This is a genomic window from Pseudomonas sp. WHRI 8519 (genome assembly GCF_040224055.2).
GTDB classification, from domain to species: Bacteria; Pseudomonadota; Gammaproteobacteria; order Pseudomonadales; family Pseudomonadaceae; genus Aquipseudomonas; species Aquipseudomonas putida_X.
This window is the reverse complement of sequence record NZ_CP167996.1, coordinates 3,340,611-3,357,906: the sequence shown is the minus strand read 5'-3', so window position 1 is coordinate 3,357,906 and position 17,296 is coordinate 3,340,611. Positions and strand designations below refer to the sequence as shown.

Genomic DNA, 17,296 nt, shown 5'->3' with positions numbered 1-17,296 from the left:
CGAGAGCGGGTAGGCGTCTTACAGGGCTGTGCCGACCAGCGGTTGCAAGGCTTGGCGCTGGTCGGCGCCGAGCGACACCGAGACGCTGGCTGGTGTTGCCGGCGCTGGCGTGACGGGGGCGGGCTGTGTCGGCTGGCGCTGGCTGACCAGCAGGGCCAGGGCGTCGATGCGCGGGTGGGCGAACAGTTCCTTCGGGCTGAATTTCACGCCCAGCTTGCGGGCCTTGGCGATCACCTGCAGGGCGATGATGGAGTCGCCGCCAACGCCGAAGAAGTCATCCTCGCGGCCGATGTCCGGGCGCTCCAGCACCTCGCGCCAGACCGCCAGCAATTGCGCCTCCAGGGCCTTGAGCGGCGAGTCCAGGGTGGCCGCGAGGCGGGCGATGGTGGGGTGGGCGAAGAAATGCTTGGGGGTGAACTTGAGCTGGGCCTTGCGTGCCTTGGCGATCAGTTGCAGCGCCATGATCGAGTCGCCGCCCTGGGCGAAGAAATCGTCATGGATCGACAGTGTCGGCTTGTCCAGAATTTCGCGCCACAGTGTCAGCAACACTGCTTCGACCGGGTCGCGTGGGGCGTCTTGCTGCTGCGCGGCGGGTTGGCCCGGGGTCGGCAGTGGCAGGTTGTGGCGGTCGACCTTGCCGTTGCCCAGGCGGGGCAGGCGGTCGAGCTCCAGGTACAGGCTGGGCACCAGCGGCTCGGGCAGTTGTTCGGCCAGTTGCCGGCGCAGTCGATCATGGTCCAGCCCGGGCTCGGCCACCAGGTAGGCGATCAGCCGTGGTGCTTCGCCTTCGTTGAGGGCACGGGCGAGCACCGCCGCTTCGCGCACCCCGGCACAGGCGCGCAGGCAGGCCTCGACCTCGCCGGGTTCGACACGGAAACCGCGGATCTTGACCTGGTCGTCCATCCGGCCGAGGAATTCGATGGCGCCGCTGGCCAGCATGCGCACGCGATCGCCGGTGCGATAGAGGCGCTGGCCCAAGCCTGAGAACGGGTCGGGAATGAACTGGCGGGCCGTCAGGCCCGGTTGGCCCAGGTAGCCGTCGGCCACCCCGGCGCCGCCGATGTACAGCTCGCCGATGCTGCCCAGCGGCAGCAGCGTGAGGTGCTGGTCGAGCACCTGGGCCTGGACGTTGTCCAGCGGCTGGCCGACCGGGGCGAACCCGGACAGGCTCGGGGCGTCGTCCTGCACGGCGTGGGTCAGGCAGCCGACCGTGCTTTCCGTGGGACCGTAGTGGTTGACGATCCGGCAGCCCGGGGCCAGGGCCTGGATGCGCCTGATCAGGGCCAGGTCCAGGCCTTCGCCGCCGAGTACCAGGCACTGGTGGGGCAGCAGGCGTTGCGGTTCGGCCACGGCGAGCAGGGCACCGAGGTGCGAGGGCACGATCTTCAGGCAGTCGACCGGGTTGCTCGCCAGGAACTGGGCCAGTTCCTCCGGGGCGCTGGCCAGCTCGTCGCTGATCAACTGCAGGGTGCGGCCGCTGAGCAGTGCGCCGAACCAGGCGGTGTAGCCCAGGTCGGCGGCGACGCTGGCCAGCGCGGTCAGGCTGGCGTCAGGGCTCAGGGCCAATGGCTTGAGCACGGCCTCGGCGTAGTGGATCAAGTTGCCCTGGGTCACCCGCACCGCCTTGGGCGTGCCGGTGGAGCCGGAGGTGTAGATCAGGTAGGCCAGTTGCAGCGGGTGCGCATCAGCGCTTGCGACGCTGGCGTTGCGGGCCAGGCCGTGCAGCGTGTGGGTGGGGTCGATCAGCACGCTGGCGGCGCTGTCTTCGAGCAATTGCCGCTGCCGTGCGGTGGGCAGGGTTGGGTCCAGGCACAGGTAGGCCGCGCCGAGTTTCCAGCTGGCCAGCATGGCGGTGATCAGTGCGCGGCTGCGGGGCAGGGTGATGGCGATGATCTGACCGGCGCCGGCGCCCGCTTCACGCAAGCGCTCGGCCAGCGCGCTGGCGGCCTGGTCCAGTTCGGCGTAGCTCAGGCTGCCGTCGGCATCGCGCAGGGCGGTGCGCTGGCCGTGGTTGCGGACCTGGTGATCGAAGGCGGCCGTGGCAGTGGCGAAGGCCGGCGGTTGGCAGGCACCGGCGCGACGCGCGCTGTTGGCCGGTGGCGCTGCGGGCAACTGGTGAACGGGGGCGTCCAGGTGCGCCAGGGCGTTGCCGGCGAACCAGGCGAAGTCTTCAGCCAGGCGGGCGATACGTTCGGCATCGAACAGGTCACTGCGATAGCGCCACTGCGCCAGCAATTGTACGCCGTCGTCCTGCCAGCGCAGGTTCAGTTCATTGGCGGCGCCACGCTGGGTGAACAGGTGCTCGCGTACGCTGTAGTCGGCGAAGGCATCGTCACGCCGGCTTGGCATGTAGGTCATCATGCAGTGGAACAGGGGGCCGCTGGCGACCTCCTGTTGCAGGAGCGCCGCCGGGTAGCGGCGATGGCGCAGGGCTTCGCGCAGTTGCTGGGCGGTGTCGCGCAGGCAGTCGGCCAGGCTCGGGGCATGGCCGAAACGGGCGCGCAGCGGCAGGCTGTTGAGGGTGAAACCGATCAGTTCCTTGTAGCGGGCCTTGTGGCGGTCCATGGTCGGCGTGCCGATCAGGAAATCGTCCTGGCCGGTGTAGCGGTGCATGAATACCTGGAACAGGGTCGCCAGCACCACGTACAGGCTGACGCCATGCGCCTCGGCCAACTGGCGCAGCTGGTCGCTGCGGGCCTGGTCCAGCAGTAATTCGACTTCGCCGCCGGCAAAGCCGGGCGTGCGTGGGCGAGGGCGGTCGGCGGCCAGGGTCAGCGCCGTCGGGTTGCCCGTGAGCTGCTCGCGCCAGTAGGCGGCCGCGCCGAGCTTGTGCTCGGCCTGCAGTTCGCGTTGCTCGTCCAGCCAGTCGAAGTACAGCCCGGCCTGGGGCAGCACCAGCGGCTCGCCGGTGAGTTCGGCATGGTAGGCGGCGAAGGTCAGCTTGAGCATCCATTCGACGCTGAGGAAGTCGCCGCTGATATGGTGGGCGGCCATGCACAGGTACAGACGCCCCTGGCACTGCAGCAGGCGCAGTCGGCAGATGTCCGCCGCGGCCAGGTCGAACGGCTGGTCGGCGTGTTGTTCGATCCAGTCGGCGACGCCTTTGCTGTCCAGGCTATCGTTGTGCTCGACGCTGGCGTTCACCCGGACCTGCCCGGGGTGGTACATGAACACAACGCCGTTCTGCTCGCGGTAGCCGCAGTGCAGGGTTTCACAGTGCTCGACCACCCGTGCGAACGCCCGGCACAGGGTGGCGGGGTCGAGGTCGGCGCGCAGTTCGCGGGCGGCGACCATGTTGTATGCCGGGCTGGTTGGGTTGAGCTGGTGGTACTGCCACAGCGCCTGCTGGCCGGTGCTGGCGGCGTGCTGCGAATGGGAGGTCGTCATCCTGGGTCACTCCTGAGCCGGTTCGGCCATGGCCACGATCACTTGCCGTGGCCCTTTGAAGCTGGCGCGGCCATGGGCCACCAGCATGTTGTCGAGCATCAGCACATCGCCTTGTTCCCAGGGGAAGCGCACGGTGCATTGCTCCAGTACACCGCGGATTTCTGCCAGCGCGCTTTCCTCCAGCTCGCTGCCATCGCCGTAATACACATTGCGCGGCAGGTCGAGCGGGTCGTCGACCACGGCCAGCAGGCTTTCACGCACCGCTGGCGGCAGGTTGGAGACGTGGAACAGGTGGGCCTGGTTGAACCATACCCAGTCTTGCGTGACAGGGTGGCGAGCGGTGGCTTGGCACACCTGGCGGGTGCGCAGCTCGCCGTCGTCCTTCCATTCGAAGGCGATCTGGTTGGCCCGGCAGTAAGCCTCGGCGACGGCGCGGTCCTCGGTGTTGAAGGCCTGTTCCCAGGGCAGGTCGAGGCCATTGCCGTAGTTGCGCACGTACATCAGGCGCTTGTCGCTGAAACGTTGGCGCAGGGTGGGGTCGAGCTGCTGGTAGATCTGCCGGCTGTCGGCGATCGGTGTTTCGCCACCCTCTGCACTGGGCTGGACACAGTGGAACCAGATCTTCATCGGCCACTGCAAGGTATACGACTGCTCGTTGTGCAGCGGGATGACCTGGTGCGCGGGGTATTCGGTGGAGGTGTACACCCCCTGCTCGATTGCCTTGCGCGGGGTGGAGCCGAATTCGTAGTTGAGCAACGGGTGGCCAAAGCTGCGTACCAGTGCCTGGAACGACTGTTCACCCAGCACATCGAAACCCCGCAGCAAGAGGGCGCCACTTTCATGTAGGCACTCGTCGGCCAGTGCATGCAATGCCTCGATGCTCCATGCGCCGGGCTGCTCCGGCTTGACCAGCAGCGGCAGATTGCGGTCTGGCATGAGCGCTTGCACCGACAGGCCATTGTTCTGCCCGACACCTCGTCCCATGAGCTTGCTCCTTTGTTCTCTTAGTTGTCACAGCCAAATGCCATCGTGGGTAGACCACCGGGCGCCGGCGAAATATATACGAAAGATATGGCAAGTGTTAATGCTATTTATTAGCATTCGCACGTTTCGTAGCGCGCCTCGACTGGGCCTTAATCGGGCAGCCGGGATCCATGAAAAAACTCTTGTCCAAGGAATAGAAAATGAGTTGGGAAAAGGCTGAAAGCGGGTTCGTAGTGGTGGTCAATCATGAGGAGCAATATTCGATCTGGCCGGATTACAAGGCCCTGCCTGAAGGCTGGCGCGCGGTTGGCCAGCAGGGGGACAAGGCCCAGTGCCTGGCCTGGATCGAGCAGCACTGGACGGACATGCGTCCGCTGAGTCTGCGCGTTGCCCTTCAATCCGGCGGCCAGCGCTGATTACATGCAGACGAGGAGTTCATCCATGGAAGATGTTCAGTTCCCTCTGTTCAGCCTGGCGCATTTTCGCCAGCAACCCGCCCGCAGTTTCGAGGCTGAGCGAATGCTGGAGCGGCAGGCTGCGCGCGAGTCGAATGCTCGCTCCTACCCGCGTCGCATTCCGCTGGCGCTCAAGGAGGCGCACGGTCTCTATGTTCTCGACAGCCGTGGGCAACTGTTCATGGACTGCCTGGCGGGCGCTGGAACCCTGGCGCTTGGCCACAACCATCCGTGCACCCTGGCGGCGATGCGCGAGACCCTGGACAGCGGTGTGCCGCTGCACACCCTCGACCTGACCACCGCAGTCAAGGACGAGTTTGTCGAGACCCTGTTCAATGCCTTGCCGCCGGCCTTCGCCGCCCAGGCACGCATCCAGTTCTGTGGGCCGACCGGCGCTGACGGCATCGAGGCGGCGATTAAGCTGGCGAAGATCGCCACTGGCCGCAAGGGGATCTTCTGCTTCTCTGGCGGCTACCATGGGATGACCCACGGCGCCCTGAGCCTGATGGGCAACCTGGGGCCAAAGCAACTGCCGGGTTCGCTGATGCCTGATGTGCAGGTGCTGCCTTACCCCTATGACTATCGCTGCCCGTTCAGTATTGGCGGTGAGGCTGGGGTGGACGCCGGCCTCAGCTACATCGAGCAACTGCTGACCGATCCGGAGTCCGGCGTATCGCTGCCGGCGGCGGTGGTGGTGGAAGTGGTGCAGGGCGAGGGCGGCGTCATTCCGGCGCCGACGCGCTGGCTCCAGGGCCTGCGCAAGCTGACCCAGGCGCACGGTGTCGCGCTGATCATCGACGAGGTGCAGAGCGGCATCGGGCGCACCGGGCGGATGTTCGCCTTCGAGTACGCCGGCATCGAGCCGGACATCCTGGTGATTTCCAAGGCTGTCGGCGGCGGCCTGCCGTTGGCGGTAGTGGTTTACCGCGACAGCCTCGATGTGTGGAAACCAGGGGCCCACGCCGGAACGTTCCGCGGAAACCAGCTGGCGATGGCCGCCGGTACCGCGACCTTGCGTTACATCCAGGCGCAGGGCCTGGTGGCCAATGCCGAGCGCCTGGGCGAGCATCTGATGGCGCGACTGCGCGAGGTGCAGCGCGACTTTGCCTGCATGGGCGATGTCCGTGGGCGCGGTCTGATGGTCGGTGTGGAGCTCGTTTGCACGGCGCCGGGCCAGGCACGGGTGCCGGCTGGCGATGGCGCACTGGCCAAGGCCCTGCAGCAGCAGTGTTTGCGCGAGGGCGTCATCCTCGAACTGGGCGGGCGGCATGGTGCGGTGGTTCGGTTCCTGCCGCCATTGACGATCAGTGCCGAGGAAATCGACGTGTTGGTGGAGAAGTTCCAGCACTGTCTTTCTAGCGTTGTGGCCAGCACACACTGAAGTGTGTTTTGTTAACGCTGGAATAGTAGGTATGCAAAGCACGTCCCACATTGAATGGATCATCGAACAGTGAGTGGAAAAATCCGAATTTGTGGGATAGTGCGAGCTCTGATACTGCAGTCCATTTATCAGAGATATTTTTTGAAGGTAGCAGCTGTGATCGCCACCATGCAGCCGAGCAGTGCTGCACAAGGCACTAAGACCCAGATGGGGTTGAGTGTCCAAGGTAGGGAAAGGTAGATCACCCATGGGCTAACCATCAATGGAAATAATGTCCGCTTCGCTCGGTGGTAGACAAAACTGCTCTCGCGATCGGCGCTGAATTTGCGAAGGTCTCGGCGCATCAAGCCATCGACAGCGCCGGTGATCACGGCGAGCAGGAATAGCGGCGTGGCTAGGGTGAGGACGGCGAGGCGCACGACGAAGGTGAATACGGTGAATAGGGCGGCCAATAGGTAGTCCTGCAGCACAACGTACGCTTGAGCAAACTGACCCTGCACCGAGACTTCATGACTTAGGAGTTTCAGTTGAGTGTCTGAATGCGCCCAGCCGGTGCGGACCACGACCCAATCGCTCAAGTGCTGAAGCACTTTAGCGGTGGCTTGCGCGGGTTCCTCCACGAGCAGCGAGTTTTTGAAGTGATCGCTTAGCCATCCCAGCTCACTCAGCCACATGGCATGGCTGTGATGCCAGCCCTGCTCGGGCCAGAACCAGACCATGCCCACGAACTCCAGGATGATGGAGAAAATCAGCGAAGCGAACAGCAGACCGAGCAGCCGCAGACAAAGCTCAAGCGTGCCGAAGATCAGCCCCGGACGTTTTTGCGCAGGAGGTTGGCTGACTGGAGTGGTCGGCATAGGGGCTCCGCAGTACTTGGTCGCTTACGGCGCGTGCCTGCGCCCTGGTGGAGGCATCTCGGGATCGAAATCTGCCGTGGGTGCGCCTCCCGCGTTACTCCACCAACTCCCCGCATTGGCGTTATAGGACTCTCGCATACGCGCCGCCAGGGTCTGCAGGTCTTCTGGCATAGCATCATCGCTGGCCGGTTTCGGTAGCGGCATGCGCACCTTCCACAGTTGCCCGCCTTCCTGAAACGAGAACATCTGGCCCTTGGGCAGGGCGATAATTTGCGCCGGTTCGATCAGTGGTACGGCAGTGGTGGTGACCCGGTCCTGCGAAGAGGAGGTGAAGTCGGTACGGGCATCCGGATCGGCGGTGTCCGTCGCTCCGGAGACCAAAGTGCGTGTCTGCACGTTGACCTTGGGCAGCTGGTTGGTCAGTAGTTCAGCGGTGGCGGTTTCCCGTACGCGCAGCATCTGCAGGGTGTTGAAGTTGCCGATGACCTGGCCGGCCTTGGCCCGGTTGCCGATACGTGCCTCGATGTCGCTCAAGGTCTGGGTGTAGGCCGTGACCTGGATACCGGCACCGCCGCCCTTGTTGATCAGCGGGATGAACTCGTCGCCCATCAACTCGTTGAACTCGTCAGCGTGCAGGTTGATGGGCACCTTGTCCGCTGCGCTTGAGGAGCCGGGCAGGCCGTGATCGATGCCGTGTTTGTAGATGTGGCCGGCGACGGAGACCAGGTCGGCGAACATCGAGTTACCGACTGCGGCGGCCACTTCGGCATCCGATAACGCGTCCAGGCCGACGTAGACGATGCCGCGTTTGCGGATGACCTGTAGCCAGTCGAAGATCGGTCGCGGATCATCCAGGTCGGAGTAATTCGGGGCCAGCAGTTGTGCAGTCTTGCCACTGGTGAGTTTTTCCAACAGTGGCAGCAGCGACGCCACGATCTTGTCGAAGTAGGTGCGGTCGTAGCGCACGGCAGAGCGCAGGCCGTCCATTACCGGGTCGAAGATGCGCTTGGCGGTCAGGTACTGCTCGATGGCAACGACGCGCTTTTCCCGGCCAACCATATGCCGCGGAATGTTCTTCTCGTTCAAGCGGCCTTCGATCTGCACGATCGCTTCCCAGGCCAGCGGATCATGGCGGGCGAAGAAATGCTGGGCATACTCGATAAACAGCGCATCGATGTTCACCACATGGCGCTGGATCTGCAGGTAGTCCGGGCGGCGACCGAGCTCAATCAGCGCCCTCGCGATGATGTTGACGAAGCGCCAAGCAAACTCGCGAAAAGCCGCCGAGTTGCCTTCACCGCTCAACTGGCCGGCGATCCGGGTAGCGACTTCCGAAATGCGCCCAAAGCGGCCGATGGCGTTGTAGCGTGCGGAGATCTCCGGCCAGCCCAGGTGGAAGACATAGAACTCGTGCTCGCGGCCAGCGCGCCGCGCCTCGACGTACATGCGCTTGAGCAGGTCGGCGTCGCCCTTGGGGTCGAAGACGATGACCACTTCCCGGCTCGGTCGATGGATGTCCTGGGTGATATACACCTCGGCCAGGCGAGTCTTGCCCACCCGTGTGGTGCCCAGCACCAGGGTATGTCCAACGCGCTCGCTGAGCGGCAGACTGGCTTCCTGCTCCTTCGGTTCGACGCCGTGCAGCAATGGCGAGCCGCCTACCGGAGGTAATGGACGCACCGGATTGAACGGGCTGTCCCACGCGGTCAGGCGAGGCAGCAGTGATAGTACCGGTGGGGCTTTCTCCAGTAGCTGTTCCATGCGTCGCGCCCACTGGTGGGCAGTCGACTGGTTGACATAGCGGGCCAGCGCCGGGTCCTGAGCTTCGAGCAGGCGCTGCGTGTGCAGGCGGGTCCAGCGGAAGCCGCGGCCCATGAAAAGGCGCTTGCTGCTCACCGGAATCTGCCGGCTGGTCAGCGAATAGCGCGGCAGGCGGCGGATATTGCGCCGGTAGCGCAGGACGATCCGCGCTTCGTTGAGCCGCTTCAGACCGAACGCGGTGTAGGCCAGGGCCATGCCAGCCCCTACCTCAGGCGACAGGGCCACGGCCCAGGGTGAATGCAGGCACAGCGCACCGGCACCGGCGCAGAGACCCACGGTGTACAGTTCCACCGCCGGTCGCAGCAGGGATTCCATCGCATGCTCGCCCATGAAGTACCCTCACTGTTGCAGGTTGGTGGGCGTGATCAGCACCGGGTAGTGGTCCAGCTCCAACCGTTCGGCAATGTCGTCACCACTGACTGGCCAGATGTTCAGCCCGGGCGCTGCCGTCTGGATGCGACGCAGCGCCTGCACATTGTCTACTTCGACCGCCAGCCCGTTGGCGCCCAAGTCTTGTAGCGCCTGGGCGTGTCGCGACAGCCACTCCAGGGAAGTGGTGTCCTGGCCAACCAGGAACAGCGGCGTCATGCCGGGCAGGCTCAACGCCCTGGGCGGCACGGTGCCTGGCGAAAGGAGAGCGCTGCGCACCGGCAGCACCCAGTTCAGCGTGGAGGGGGCGGGTAGGCTGCTGGACTCAGCGCTCGCGGCAAACGACAGCCAAGGGCAGAGGGCCAGGGCCACCAAGCGCAAGCAGCTCATGGCTGTGTCCGTCCGGGGGCCGTCGCGACGGGCTGGACGCGCTGCCAGTGACGGGTGAACTGACGGCGATAGTGCGCCGCAGGAGGACCACCGGCAGGCCGGTGATAGCGGCCGGCGGCGACAACCCAATCACCGGTATCGGCAAAGTGCGCGCGCAACAGCTCGGCGGTGACAGCGAGGTTGGTGCGGGGATCGAGGGCATCGCAAGCGCTCGGGTAGCGGTCCGGGTGATAACCCAGGTTGGTTTGTCCCAGCCCGACATCAATGCGCTTGGGGTCGTGGCGACTGAGCGCTTCCCTCAGTGCGGCACAGGCCTGGCCGCGTCGGGCAAACCGCAGTGGTGAACCCGCCACATTCAGGGTCCACGGCCAGGGCATAAGCTGTCCGCGCAGCGGTGTACCACTTTCCTGCAGGGCGATGGCGAACAGCACCGAGGCGGGGATACCGGCACGCGCGGCCGCCAATTGATAGGCCGGCGGCGGCAGAGTATCTGCGTGAACGCTGGCCGCCCCGACCATCGCCAGGGCGAGAATCAGTCGACGCGCTGCCATTTTCCATCCACCTGCTGATAGCGGGCTGGCAGGGGCCGGCTGGCGCCCAGGGCAAACCAGCGGCCGCGGTCATGGTTCAAGGTGACCTGGCCGCCGCTGACCTGTGTGGCGGTAATACCTGCACCCTGCGCCCATTGGCGCAACCGCGTATCGTTGCCTTGGCTGCCGACCAGGTACACATCCAGCCGCGCCCCGGCCCGCAGCCATTGCTGGAGGCTGGTCACGCAGGCGGCGCATTTGTCTTCCACGAAAAGCGCCGTACGGCTGCTGTTCGAGGGTTCGGCATCGTCGCTCATGCCCTGCATGGGCTGCAGACCTGGAAACAGCCGTGCCCAGGCCGCGGAGTAGGCCTTCTGGTAGGCAAGTTCGCGCTCGGCACGCTTGGCTTCCAGACGGACCTGCAGCTCGGCGTAGCGCTGCCGCTCCTGATCCGAGTTGGCCTCGACACCCAGGGTGGTGAGCGGGTCAAGTTGCGGCGACCAGTAATGGCGGGGGCCGGTCTGCAGGCGCTCAAACGTGGCCCATTCGTCATCCGTCAGGCCCCAGGTCTTGGCCTGGTCTGCAGCAGACGCCTGTCGTGCCAGCGGCGACTGCTCACTGAACTGCACCTGAGCGTCGACATGCTTGGGGACACTCGAGCCCTGATCGGCGAACACGTAAGCCGGCAGTAGGATGAGCGCAAGCGCAGAGAACCTATGCACGTTCACCTCCTCATGGGATGGGCAGGGTGCGATCGCCATGGCCCGGAACGTAGAACACGGCCTGGCCCTCCCGAATCGCCCGCAGTTGCCAGCCGTTCAAGCTGTCACCGGGCTGAAGCAGGTGCACGGTGGACAGTGCATGGGTGCCGGCAGGCAACGCAGTCACGAACCTGATGGTGCCGCGCATCTCGATACCCTGCAGGGTGAAAGGCGGCTGCGGCGCCGTGGCTTTTGATTTTTCGCGGAAGGAGGCAGGTTGGGATGCGGCGGTAGCTGCTGGCACCTTAGGACCGGTCGAGAGCTTCTCGAGTGCCGCTTCTGCCTCCCTCATGCGTTGCGCCAGGGCGGTCAGATCGGCGCTGCTCGGTCCTGGCGGTGCCGCTTGCAGGACCCTGACGGAGGTCGCCAGCTCGTCGAGTTGCTGGCCGAGCGTTGCCTGCGCAGTGGTCTGCTGGTGTTGTGCGTCTTCCAGGGCCGCGACTTGTGGCGTAAGTGTGGCGAGTGTGGTGCGCAATTCCCCGATGTCGCGACGCAGTGACGGGCCAGGGTCAGCCGGCGCATTCCGTGCAGCAGTCTGCAGTTCTGACAGTTGCTGATGCTGGTTGTAGCTTTCAGCCGCGAGGACGGCAGCCCCCAGGCATAGCGCGCCGATCACCAAGGCCTGAAAATGGTGAACCTTCATGGTGCGGTCTCCAGTGTCGAGAAGGGCGGCTTGGGCGGGGGCAGGCGCAGGGCGTAGCACACGCTCCGCTCGACCGAATCAATGTCGAGCCGCCAAGCGGGGCCGCCGATGACGGTCAAGGCATCCAGTAGTGAAATCGGCCCGAGGTCGTGATGCACGGCAGGCAAGGGGCGGTGGAACAACCGCGCCACGGCAGGGTCATCGGGACAGAGGGAGTAGCCCGAGTGCTGCAGCACGTGGCGCAGCGCTTCACCGACCGTCGCGTGCAGCGCTGGAGCGATCTGGACGTTGATCAGCTGATACAGCGGTTGGCGCTGCTCCAGCGTTGGCCGGGTGCTGGCCAAGGTGTAGCGGTCCTGTCGGACCCAGGCGGGTACCGGGGATTTTGGCTTGGCCATTGCGGTCGGGGCCGGTGCAGGTGGCGTAGGGGTGGGCGCCGGTTGAGGCGTGCTGCAGCCCAGCAACGTGAGCATCAGTCCGAGTGTGAGGAGCGTGGGGGTATGCATGACCAGATCTCGACAAAAGATGCCGACACCTTGTCGAAAAGCCAGAGCGCGCCCCTACCGAAAAATCGAATCTCCCCGGCCGATTTACGCTGGCGCAACCATGAAAAAGGCGCCCGGAGGGCGCCTTGAGGTCAATCTTCGGTGAACAACGGCAGTTCGGGGAGCGGCCGCGCATCAGGGTCGAAGATCAGCAAACGGGTGTCTGCTTCACCGGCCATCAAGAGCAGGCGCAGCAGGACCGGTGGCACATGATCTGCGCGCAGACGTGCAGTCACTTCCTCAATGCGGCAGTAGCTGCCGCTGGCGGCAATGTTTCTGAGCCAGGGCGTCGAGTACAGCTTGCAGCCCACCGCGTTGTTGCTAGTCAGCACGAAGAATTCGAAGAAGCCCGACGGTGAGCGACACCAGGCGCACATCTGCAGGAACTCGAACTCATCTGCTGGTAGGTGCGCACTGCTGATTTCCCAGCTGCGGCTGTAGTGCCCGTTGGTGAATGACAGCTGCTCAATCAAGTGCTGTGCGGCTTCCTCGTTGGGGAGATCGCTGACGTGTTGCCGGCGGCCATGGTGCAGCCCTGTGACCTGGTAGAGCACCTGGCTCACGGTACCGTCGGCAGGGAACGGCATACGGACAAACTCGGGCACGCTTTTGCCGTCGGTGATCACCGCGAAGTCATCATCGAACAGGCACGGCTGGAAATTAATGCCGTCATCCGGCAGGTCATGCAGCGCAGGGTGAAGGGATCGGTAGCAGGGCGGGCAATCGTCGGCGTAGCTGATCTGCACCACGCGTTCGTAGCTCAGGTCCTGGAAGCCGCGGAGGAAGGGATTGGGAAGAGTGGACATGATGGCGCTCCAAAATGTGAAGGTCACCCCGTGCAGGCAGTGACCCTCCAAGTGGTGGGGATGGTCAGATCCAGCCGTATTCGGCCAGCGACAGCGGCGTGCCTTCACCCACGATGATGTGGTCCAGCACACGGACCTCAACCAGGGCCAAGGCTTCGATCAGGCGGGTGGTGAGCACCCGATCGGCGCCGCTCGGTTCCGAACAGCCAGAGGGGTGGTTGTGGCTGAAGATCACCGCAGCGGCGTTGTGCTCGAGTGCCTTGACGACGACTTGGCGCGGGTACACGGAGGCCCCATCGATACTGCCGGTGAAGAGGATGTCGAAGCTCAGCACGCGGTGCCGGGAGTCCAGGCAGAGCAGCGCAAACACCTCATGGTGATAGGGTGCGAGCTGCAACTTCAGATAGGACGCGGCATCGCACGGTGTGATCAGTTGTTCGCCGCGCTGGAAGAAACGTTGATCCAACAACTCCAGCGCTTCGGTCAGCAACGCATCCTCGCGGGCACGCTGGGCCAATGCAGGGTCGAGACGCTCGACTCGGTTCTGGGCAGTGTTCATGGGTAATTCCTCGTGGGAGACGGAGCGCCCCCAGGGGGAGAGCCCCAGGCTGGTGAGAGAGTGGTGAGTCACAGACGCGTAAAGCGATGTCGAGCTCCGTGCAGTGGGCTGTGGCAGCCCTCGCACGGTCGGGTGGAGAAGACCTCAGTGCCGGTGCCAGTGCAGGGATCGAAATCAGCACTCAGTGGCAACAAGGTTTGCAGTTCGCTGCGCAGATGGACGATGCGTTGGTCGACCTCAGCCGCGCTGTAGTAGAGCGACAGTGCACTGAAGTCGTCATAAGCAACTGCCTGCAAGCAGTCCTCGCATAGCCAGAAGCTTTCCATGGCGGCCTCCGACGTAGATGAACCACAGGCGATCGGGAGAACGCCTGTGGTTGCCGGTCAAGCTGCCTCAGGCAGACTGGCGAGCTGTGGTGGATTTACGTGCAGCGGCCGGGGCAGGCTGAGGCTGGTCGGCAGCAGTGTCTGTCTCGTCCACTTCTGCTTCGGCCTCAGGGGCGGCAGCAGATTCGGTGCGAGCAGGTGCGCGGTAGCTGAACTGACCATCGACCTTGATCCATTCGATGAAGATCAGCCGGCCTTTGAGGCTCGCGCCGGGTTGCCCCTTGCGCTCGCCTTTCTCGTACATGAACGGATCAACCCAAAGGTCGCCAATGCGAAACGCGATTAGAACCTTGCGTTCCGCGCGGACGTCTTCCAGGTGCTCACGGATCAGCCGGTCGGCTTCACCGCTGGCAACCTTGCAGTCGAAGCGGGTGTACTCGACGTCGTCAGCGGCACCGTGCAAGGCGGCAATGTCACACGCCATGAACGCTTGCCCACGGCGAACCGGGACTTCGCGCACACGGTTCAGGTAACCGATGCCTTGGGTGTGCAGATTGAAGTAGGTGGTAGGGGCGTTGTTGCTTGCAGTAGTCATGATTGATCTCCTGGTGACCAGAAACGCGGACAGCCACCGGCCCTGGCGGCTGGTGATTTCCGCAAGGGGACGTACACAAACGTGATCGTTTAGAGGGCGCTCATCACTGCCGGAGGCAGTAACCGTGCGAGCTACCGAACGCGGATCGCACTTGGGGAGAACCACCCGAAACGGGCGCAGCCTTGAAGGTTCTGGCTACCTGGGCGCTGTCAACGACAGCGGCGTGCAGCCCATCTATAAAACCCCGGGAAAGGCCCGTCAACTGCGAATTCATCGAGGTCTAGGCAAGCGGAAGCGGGTGGCTTTCAGTGGATTCTTCGAGGCGAAAAAATAGCCCAACGGTCGTCAGGCTAGGAGAAGTTGGACCACGCTTGACCCGGCAATCGGACACCGGGGTTCGTCGCAAAACCACCGCTATCGATCCACCTGAATCAACCGACCCTTGTCGTGGCCTGGGTCGGAATCAACTGGCACGCATCCGCGCACAAAAGGTGCCCAGTGTTTCGCCGGCGGGCACCGGAGCTGAGCATCGTCGCCGAAGCGGATGACCTGTACGACCTGGCATAAGTCGCACAGGTCATCCGCCTGGGTAACTTGAAAACGCTGAGAAGCGATCTGAGGACGCTGAGTAGTGTGGCTCCGAACTCTATGAGTCCGACCGAGCTGCCCGGAGCGAATCGGTCTTTGGTCGCCAAACGGCGAGGGCCGTGATCACTACACCAGCGCCGCTGCCCGGCGTCAAGTTATGCGTCCTTCGAACGTTTGGACTTGGCCACCGGCTTGGTGCCCTTGCAGTCCGGGTAGCGGGTGCACGACCAGAAGCTGCCGGTGCGGCCCTTGCGCTGGCGCATGGCGCTGCGGCAGACCGGGCAGTGCGGTCCTGAGACGGGAGGTGGGCGTAGGGTCAGCGAGGCATGGGCGCGGACCAGGTGGGTCAACCACTCCGCCTGCTTGGCAAGAAAGGTGTCGACGCCCAATTGGCCCGCTTCGATGCGGTCCAGCGCCTGCTCCCACAGTGCCGTCAGCACCGGGTCAGCCACCTCCGGCGGCACTGCCTCAATCAAGGTGTGGGCTGCGGCCGATGCCGCCAGGCTGCGTTTCTTCTTGGTCAGATACCCGTGGTCGATCAGGCCCTGGATAATAGCCGCACGGGTCGCCTCGGTACCCAGCCCGCAACTGTCTTTGAGCTTCTGCTTGAGCCGCGGGTCTGCCACCTGGTTGGCGATGGTTTTCATCGCCTTGACCAATGTGCCCTCCGTGTAAGCCTTGGGCGGCTGGGTACGCTGGGCCACGGCGATGGCATCCGTCAACGCCACCACGGCGGATTCGCGTAGCGTGGGCAAGCGTTGGGCCTGTTCGCCGGCCTCGTCGCCGTGGCTTTCGTCGATCACTGCCTTCCAGCCACGCGCCAGAATCTGCTTGCCGCGGGCCAGCAGTTGATCGGTCCCGCTCTGCAGCAGCACCTGTGATTTCAGGTATTCGTGCTCTGGCAGAAACTGCGCCAGGTAACGGGCGCGGATCAGCGCGTACACTGCCTGCTCGCGCTCGCTGAGCTTGGACAGGTCCAGGGAGACGGCAGTGGGGATGATGCCGTGGTGCGCGGTGATCTTGCTGCTGTTCCAGGCGCGAGAACGGCGGCAGGGGTCGACCTCTTGCAATATCTTGCCCAGGGATGGGCTGGCGGCAGCCAAGGCCCGAAGGATTCGCGGCACCTCGTCGAGCATGTTTTCGGGCAGGTAGCCACAGTCGGTGCGCGGGTAGGTCGTAGCCTTGTGGGTTTCGTACAGGGCCTGTGCGGTGGCTAAGGTTTCCTGCGCGCCTAGGCCCAGCTTGGCTGAGCAGATCTCCTGCAGCGTGCCCAGATCGAACGGCAGTGGCGGTCCTTCGTGGACGTGCTCGATATCGATGCTTTGAACGCGTGCTGTCGCCTGCTGGTTAAGGCGCCGAGCCGCTTGCTGCGCCGCGAGCTCTTCAGTGCAGCGGCCTGCGGCATCACAAGCGGATTCCGGCGGCTGCCAGCGCGCTTTGAAGGTGACGCCTTCAGCCTCCACTTGGGCATCGACGATCCAGAACGGCTGCGGCAGGAAGCTGGCAATTGCCCGGTCGCGCTCCACCACCAGGCGCAGTGTCGGGGTCTGCACCCGTCCCACCGGCAGCAATCCCTCGAAGCCAGCGCGGCGACCGAGCAGGGTGAACAGCCGACTCAGGTTGATGCCCACCAGCCAATCGGCGCGGGAGCGGGCCAACGCACAGTGGTACAGCGGCAACGTTTGCTCACCCGGGCGCAGTGTGGCCAAGGCGCGGCGGATCGAGGCATCGTCGAGCGCGGACAGCCACAGGCGCAGAATCGGGCCCTGGTACTGGCAGCGTTCGAGAATCTCCCGGGCAATCATCTCGCCCTCGCGGTCTGCATCCGTGGCAATGATCACCTCGCTGCAGGTGCGCAGTAGCTGGCTGATTACCTTGAACTGACTGGCGACCTTGGGTTTGACCACCACTTTCCAGCGCGCGGGGATGATGGGCAACTGCTCGAGCGACCAGCGCTTGTAATTGCCATAGGCTTCCGGCGGCGCGGTTTCCAGCAGATGCCCGACGCACCACGTCACGGTGACGCCTTGCCCCTGCAGGCAGGCGTCGCCGCGACGGTTGGCCTGTAGGACGCGGGCAATGTCCCTGGCTTGGGATGGTTTCTCGCAGATAAACAGGCGCATGATTTGGCCCTCTCGGTGAGTACCGACAGGGTGGCGGGGTGATACGTGAGTGCTAGCAAAAATGCGATGGCGCCGCGCTCATATCGACGGGACAGTACTACTTGCGTTGTGCAAGGTGGCTGGCCAGCGTTTGCAAAAACTGCAGGGCAAACTGCTTATCCGCTTCGCTCAGCTCC

General features: G+C 64.3%; 16 protein-coding genes. 2 read left to right on the top strand and 14 right to left on the bottom strand.

Annotated features, from left to right (window positions below):
- Positions 1 to 18: 18 nt before the first annotated feature.
- Entirely contained in the window at positions 19 to 3,387 is a 3,369-nt protein-coding gene (locus ABRP30_RS15360) for an amino acid adenylation domain-containing protein (protein WP_349975817.1), read from the bottom strand.
- Between the two features lie 6 nt (positions 3,388 to 3,393).
- Positions 3,394 to 4,371: a TauD/TfdA family dioxygenase gene (locus ABRP30_RS15355; protein ID WP_125859231.1), complete on the bottom strand. Its 978-nt coding sequence runs from the start codon at positions 4,369 to 4,371 to the stop codon at positions 3,394 to 3,396.
- Positions 4,372 to 4,571: 200 nt separating this feature from the next.
- Here ABRP30_RS15355 and ABRP30_RS15350 point away from each other — a divergent pair, with 200 nt between their 5' ends.
- Complete coding sequence (locus tag ABRP30_RS15350; protein WP_125859230.1) at positions 4,572 to 4,787, top strand: MbtH family NRPS accessory protein; 216 nt, start codon at positions 4,572 to 4,574, stop codon at positions 4,785 to 4,787.
- Between the two features lie 4 nt (positions 4,788 to 4,791).
- Complete coding sequence (locus ABRP30_RS15345) at positions 4,792 to 6,207, top strand: diaminobutyrate--2-oxoglutarate transaminase (RefSeq protein WP_349975818.1); 1,416 nt, start codon at positions 4,792 to 4,794, stop codon at positions 6,205 to 6,207.
- Between the two features lie 128 nt (positions 6,208 to 6,335).
- Here the strand turns inward: ABRP30_RS15345 and ABRP30_RS15340 are convergent, their stop codons facing one another.
- From ABRP30_RS15340 to ABRP30_RS15285, 12 genes are all read right to left on the bottom strand, one after another.
- Positions 6,336 to 7,064, bottom strand: coding sequence for a TIGR03747 family integrating conjugative element membrane protein (locus ABRP30_RS15340; protein WP_125859228.1), 729 nt, complete (start codon positions 7,062 to 7,064; stop codon positions 6,336 to 6,338).
- A 24-nt stretch (positions 7,065 to 7,088) separates the two neighbouring features.
- Positions 7,089 to 9,215 carry a type IV conjugative transfer system coupling protein TraD gene (gene traD / locus ABRP30_RS15335; RefSeq protein WP_349975819.1) on the bottom strand — a complete coding sequence of 709 codons (2,127 nt, stop codon included), beginning with the start codon at positions 9,213 to 9,215 and terminating at the stop codon, positions 7,089 to 7,091.
- A gap of 9 nt (positions 9,216 to 9,224) precedes the next feature.
- Positions 9,225 to 9,644 carry an integrating conjugative element protein gene (locus ABRP30_RS15330; protein ID WP_125859226.1) on the bottom strand — a complete coding sequence of 140 codons (420 nt, stop codon included), beginning with the start codon at positions 9,642 to 9,644 and terminating at the stop codon, positions 9,225 to 9,227.
- Positions 9,641 to 10,195: a transglycosylase gene (locus tag ABRP30_RS15325; protein WP_125859225.1), complete on the bottom strand. Its 555-nt coding sequence runs from the start codon at positions 10,193 to 10,195 to the stop codon at positions 9,641 to 9,643. Before ABRP30_RS15325 ends, ABRP30_RS15330 begins: the two co-directional genes overlap by 4 nt.
- Positions 10,177 to 10,896: a TIGR03759 family integrating conjugative element protein gene (locus ABRP30_RS15320; RefSeq protein ID WP_186556085.1), complete on the bottom strand. Its 720-nt coding sequence runs from the start codon at positions 10,894 to 10,896 to the stop codon at positions 10,177 to 10,179. The genes ABRP30_RS15325 and ABRP30_RS15320 overlap by 19 nt, the downstream gene beginning before the upstream one ends.
- Positions 10,897 to 10,906: 10 nt before the next feature.
- Entirely contained in the window at positions 10,907 to 11,578 is a 672-nt protein-coding gene (locus tag ABRP30_RS15315) for a hypothetical protein (protein ID WP_349975820.1), read from the bottom strand.
- Positions 11,575 to 12,084 carry a PilL N-terminal domain-containing protein gene (locus ABRP30_RS15310; RefSeq protein WP_186556083.1) on the bottom strand — a complete coding sequence of 170 codons (510 nt, stop codon included), beginning with the start codon at positions 12,082 to 12,084 and terminating at the stop codon, positions 11,575 to 11,577. The genes ABRP30_RS15315 and ABRP30_RS15310 overlap by 4 nt, the downstream gene beginning before the upstream one ends.
- Positions 12,085 to 12,215: 131 nt before the next feature.
- Entirely contained in the window at positions 12,216 to 12,929 is a 714-nt protein-coding gene (locus ABRP30_RS15305; RefSeq protein WP_349975821.1) for a hypothetical protein, read from the bottom strand.
- Between the two features lie 64 nt (positions 12,930 to 12,993).
- On the bottom strand, positions 12,994 to 13,488 hold the full coding sequence (locus ABRP30_RS15300) for a JAB domain-containing protein (RefSeq protein ID WP_349975822.1): 495 nt from the start codon (positions 13,486 to 13,488) through the stop codon (positions 12,994 to 12,996).
- A 68-nt stretch (positions 13,489 to 13,556) separates the two neighbouring features.
- Positions 13,557 to 13,814 carry a hypothetical protein gene (locus ABRP30_RS15295; RefSeq protein ID WP_349975823.1) on the bottom strand — a complete coding sequence of 86 codons (258 nt, stop codon included), beginning with the start codon at positions 13,812 to 13,814 and terminating at the stop codon, positions 13,557 to 13,559.
- 67 nt (positions 13,815 to 13,881) lie between these two features.
- Positions 13,882 to 14,409 carry an STY4534 family ICE replication protein gene (locus tag ABRP30_RS15290; protein ID WP_349975824.1) on the bottom strand — a complete coding sequence of 176 codons (528 nt, stop codon included), beginning with the start codon at positions 14,407 to 14,409 and terminating at the stop codon, positions 13,882 to 13,884.
- Between the two features lie 743 nt (positions 14,410 to 15,152).
- Positions 15,153 to 17,120, bottom strand: a complete 1,968-nt coding sequence (locus tag ABRP30_RS15285) for a DNA topoisomerase III (RefSeq protein WP_349975825.1) — start codon at positions 17,118 to 17,120, stop codon at positions 15,153 to 15,155.
- Positions 17,121 to 17,296 lie beyond the last annotated feature (176 nt).

Coding starts and splice junctions, on each gene's coding strand:
- ABRP30_RS15355 (WP_125859231.1), bottom strand. CDS start 4,371: ATGGGACGAGGTGTCGGGCAGAACAATGGCCTGTCGGTGCAAGCGCTC.
- ABRP30_RS15360 (WP_349975817.1), bottom strand. CDS start 3,387: ATGACGACCTCCCATTCGCAGCACGCCGCCAGCACCGGCCAGCAGGCG.
- ABRP30_RS15350 (WP_125859230.1), top strand. CDS start 4,572: ATGAGTTGGGAAAAGGCTGAAAGCGGGTTCGTAGTGGTGGTCAATCAT.
- ABRP30_RS15305 (WP_349975821.1), bottom strand. CDS start 12,929: ATGTCCACTCTTCCCAATCCCTTCCTCCGCGGCTTCCAGGACCTGAGC.
- ABRP30_RS15290 (WP_349975824.1), bottom strand. CDS start 14,409: ATGACTACTGCAAGCAACAACGCCCCTACCACCTACTTCAATCTGCAC.
- ABRP30_RS15310 (WP_186556083.1), bottom strand. CDS start 12,084: ATGCATACCCCCACGCTCCTCACACTCGGACTGATGCTCACGTTGCTG.
- traD (WP_349975819.1), bottom strand. CDS start 9,215: ATGGGCGAGCATGCGATGGAATCCCTGCTGCGACCGGCGGTGGAACTG.
- ABRP30_RS15325 (WP_125859225.1), bottom strand. CDS start 10,195: ATGGCAGCGCGTCGACTGATTCTCGCCCTGGCGATGGTCGGGGCGGCC.
- ABRP30_RS15330 (WP_125859226.1), bottom strand. CDS start 9,644: ATGAGCTGCTTGCGCTTGGTGGCCCTGGCCCTCTGCCCTTGGCTGTCG.
- ABRP30_RS15340 (WP_125859228.1), bottom strand. CDS start 7,064: ATGCCGACCACTCCAGTCAGCCAACCTCCTGCGCAAAAACGTCCGGGG.
- ABRP30_RS15295 (WP_349975823.1), bottom strand. CDS start 13,814: ATGGAAAGCTTCTGGCTATGCGAGGACTGCTTGCAGGCAGTTGCTTAT.
- ABRP30_RS15315 (WP_349975820.1), bottom strand. CDS start 11,578: ATGAAGGTTCACCATTTTCAGGCCTTGGTGATCGGCGCGCTATGCCTG.
- ABRP30_RS15345 (WP_349975818.1), top strand. CDS start 4,792: ATGCAGACGAGGAGTTCATCCATGGAAGATGTTCAGTTCCCTCTGTTC.
- ABRP30_RS15300 (WP_349975822.1), bottom strand. CDS start 13,488: ATGAACACTGCCCAGAACCGAGTCGAGCGTCTCGACCCTGCATTGGCC.
- ABRP30_RS15285 (WP_349975825.1), bottom strand. CDS start 17,120: ATGCGCCTGTTTATCTGCGAGAAACCATCCCAAGCCAGGGACATTGCC.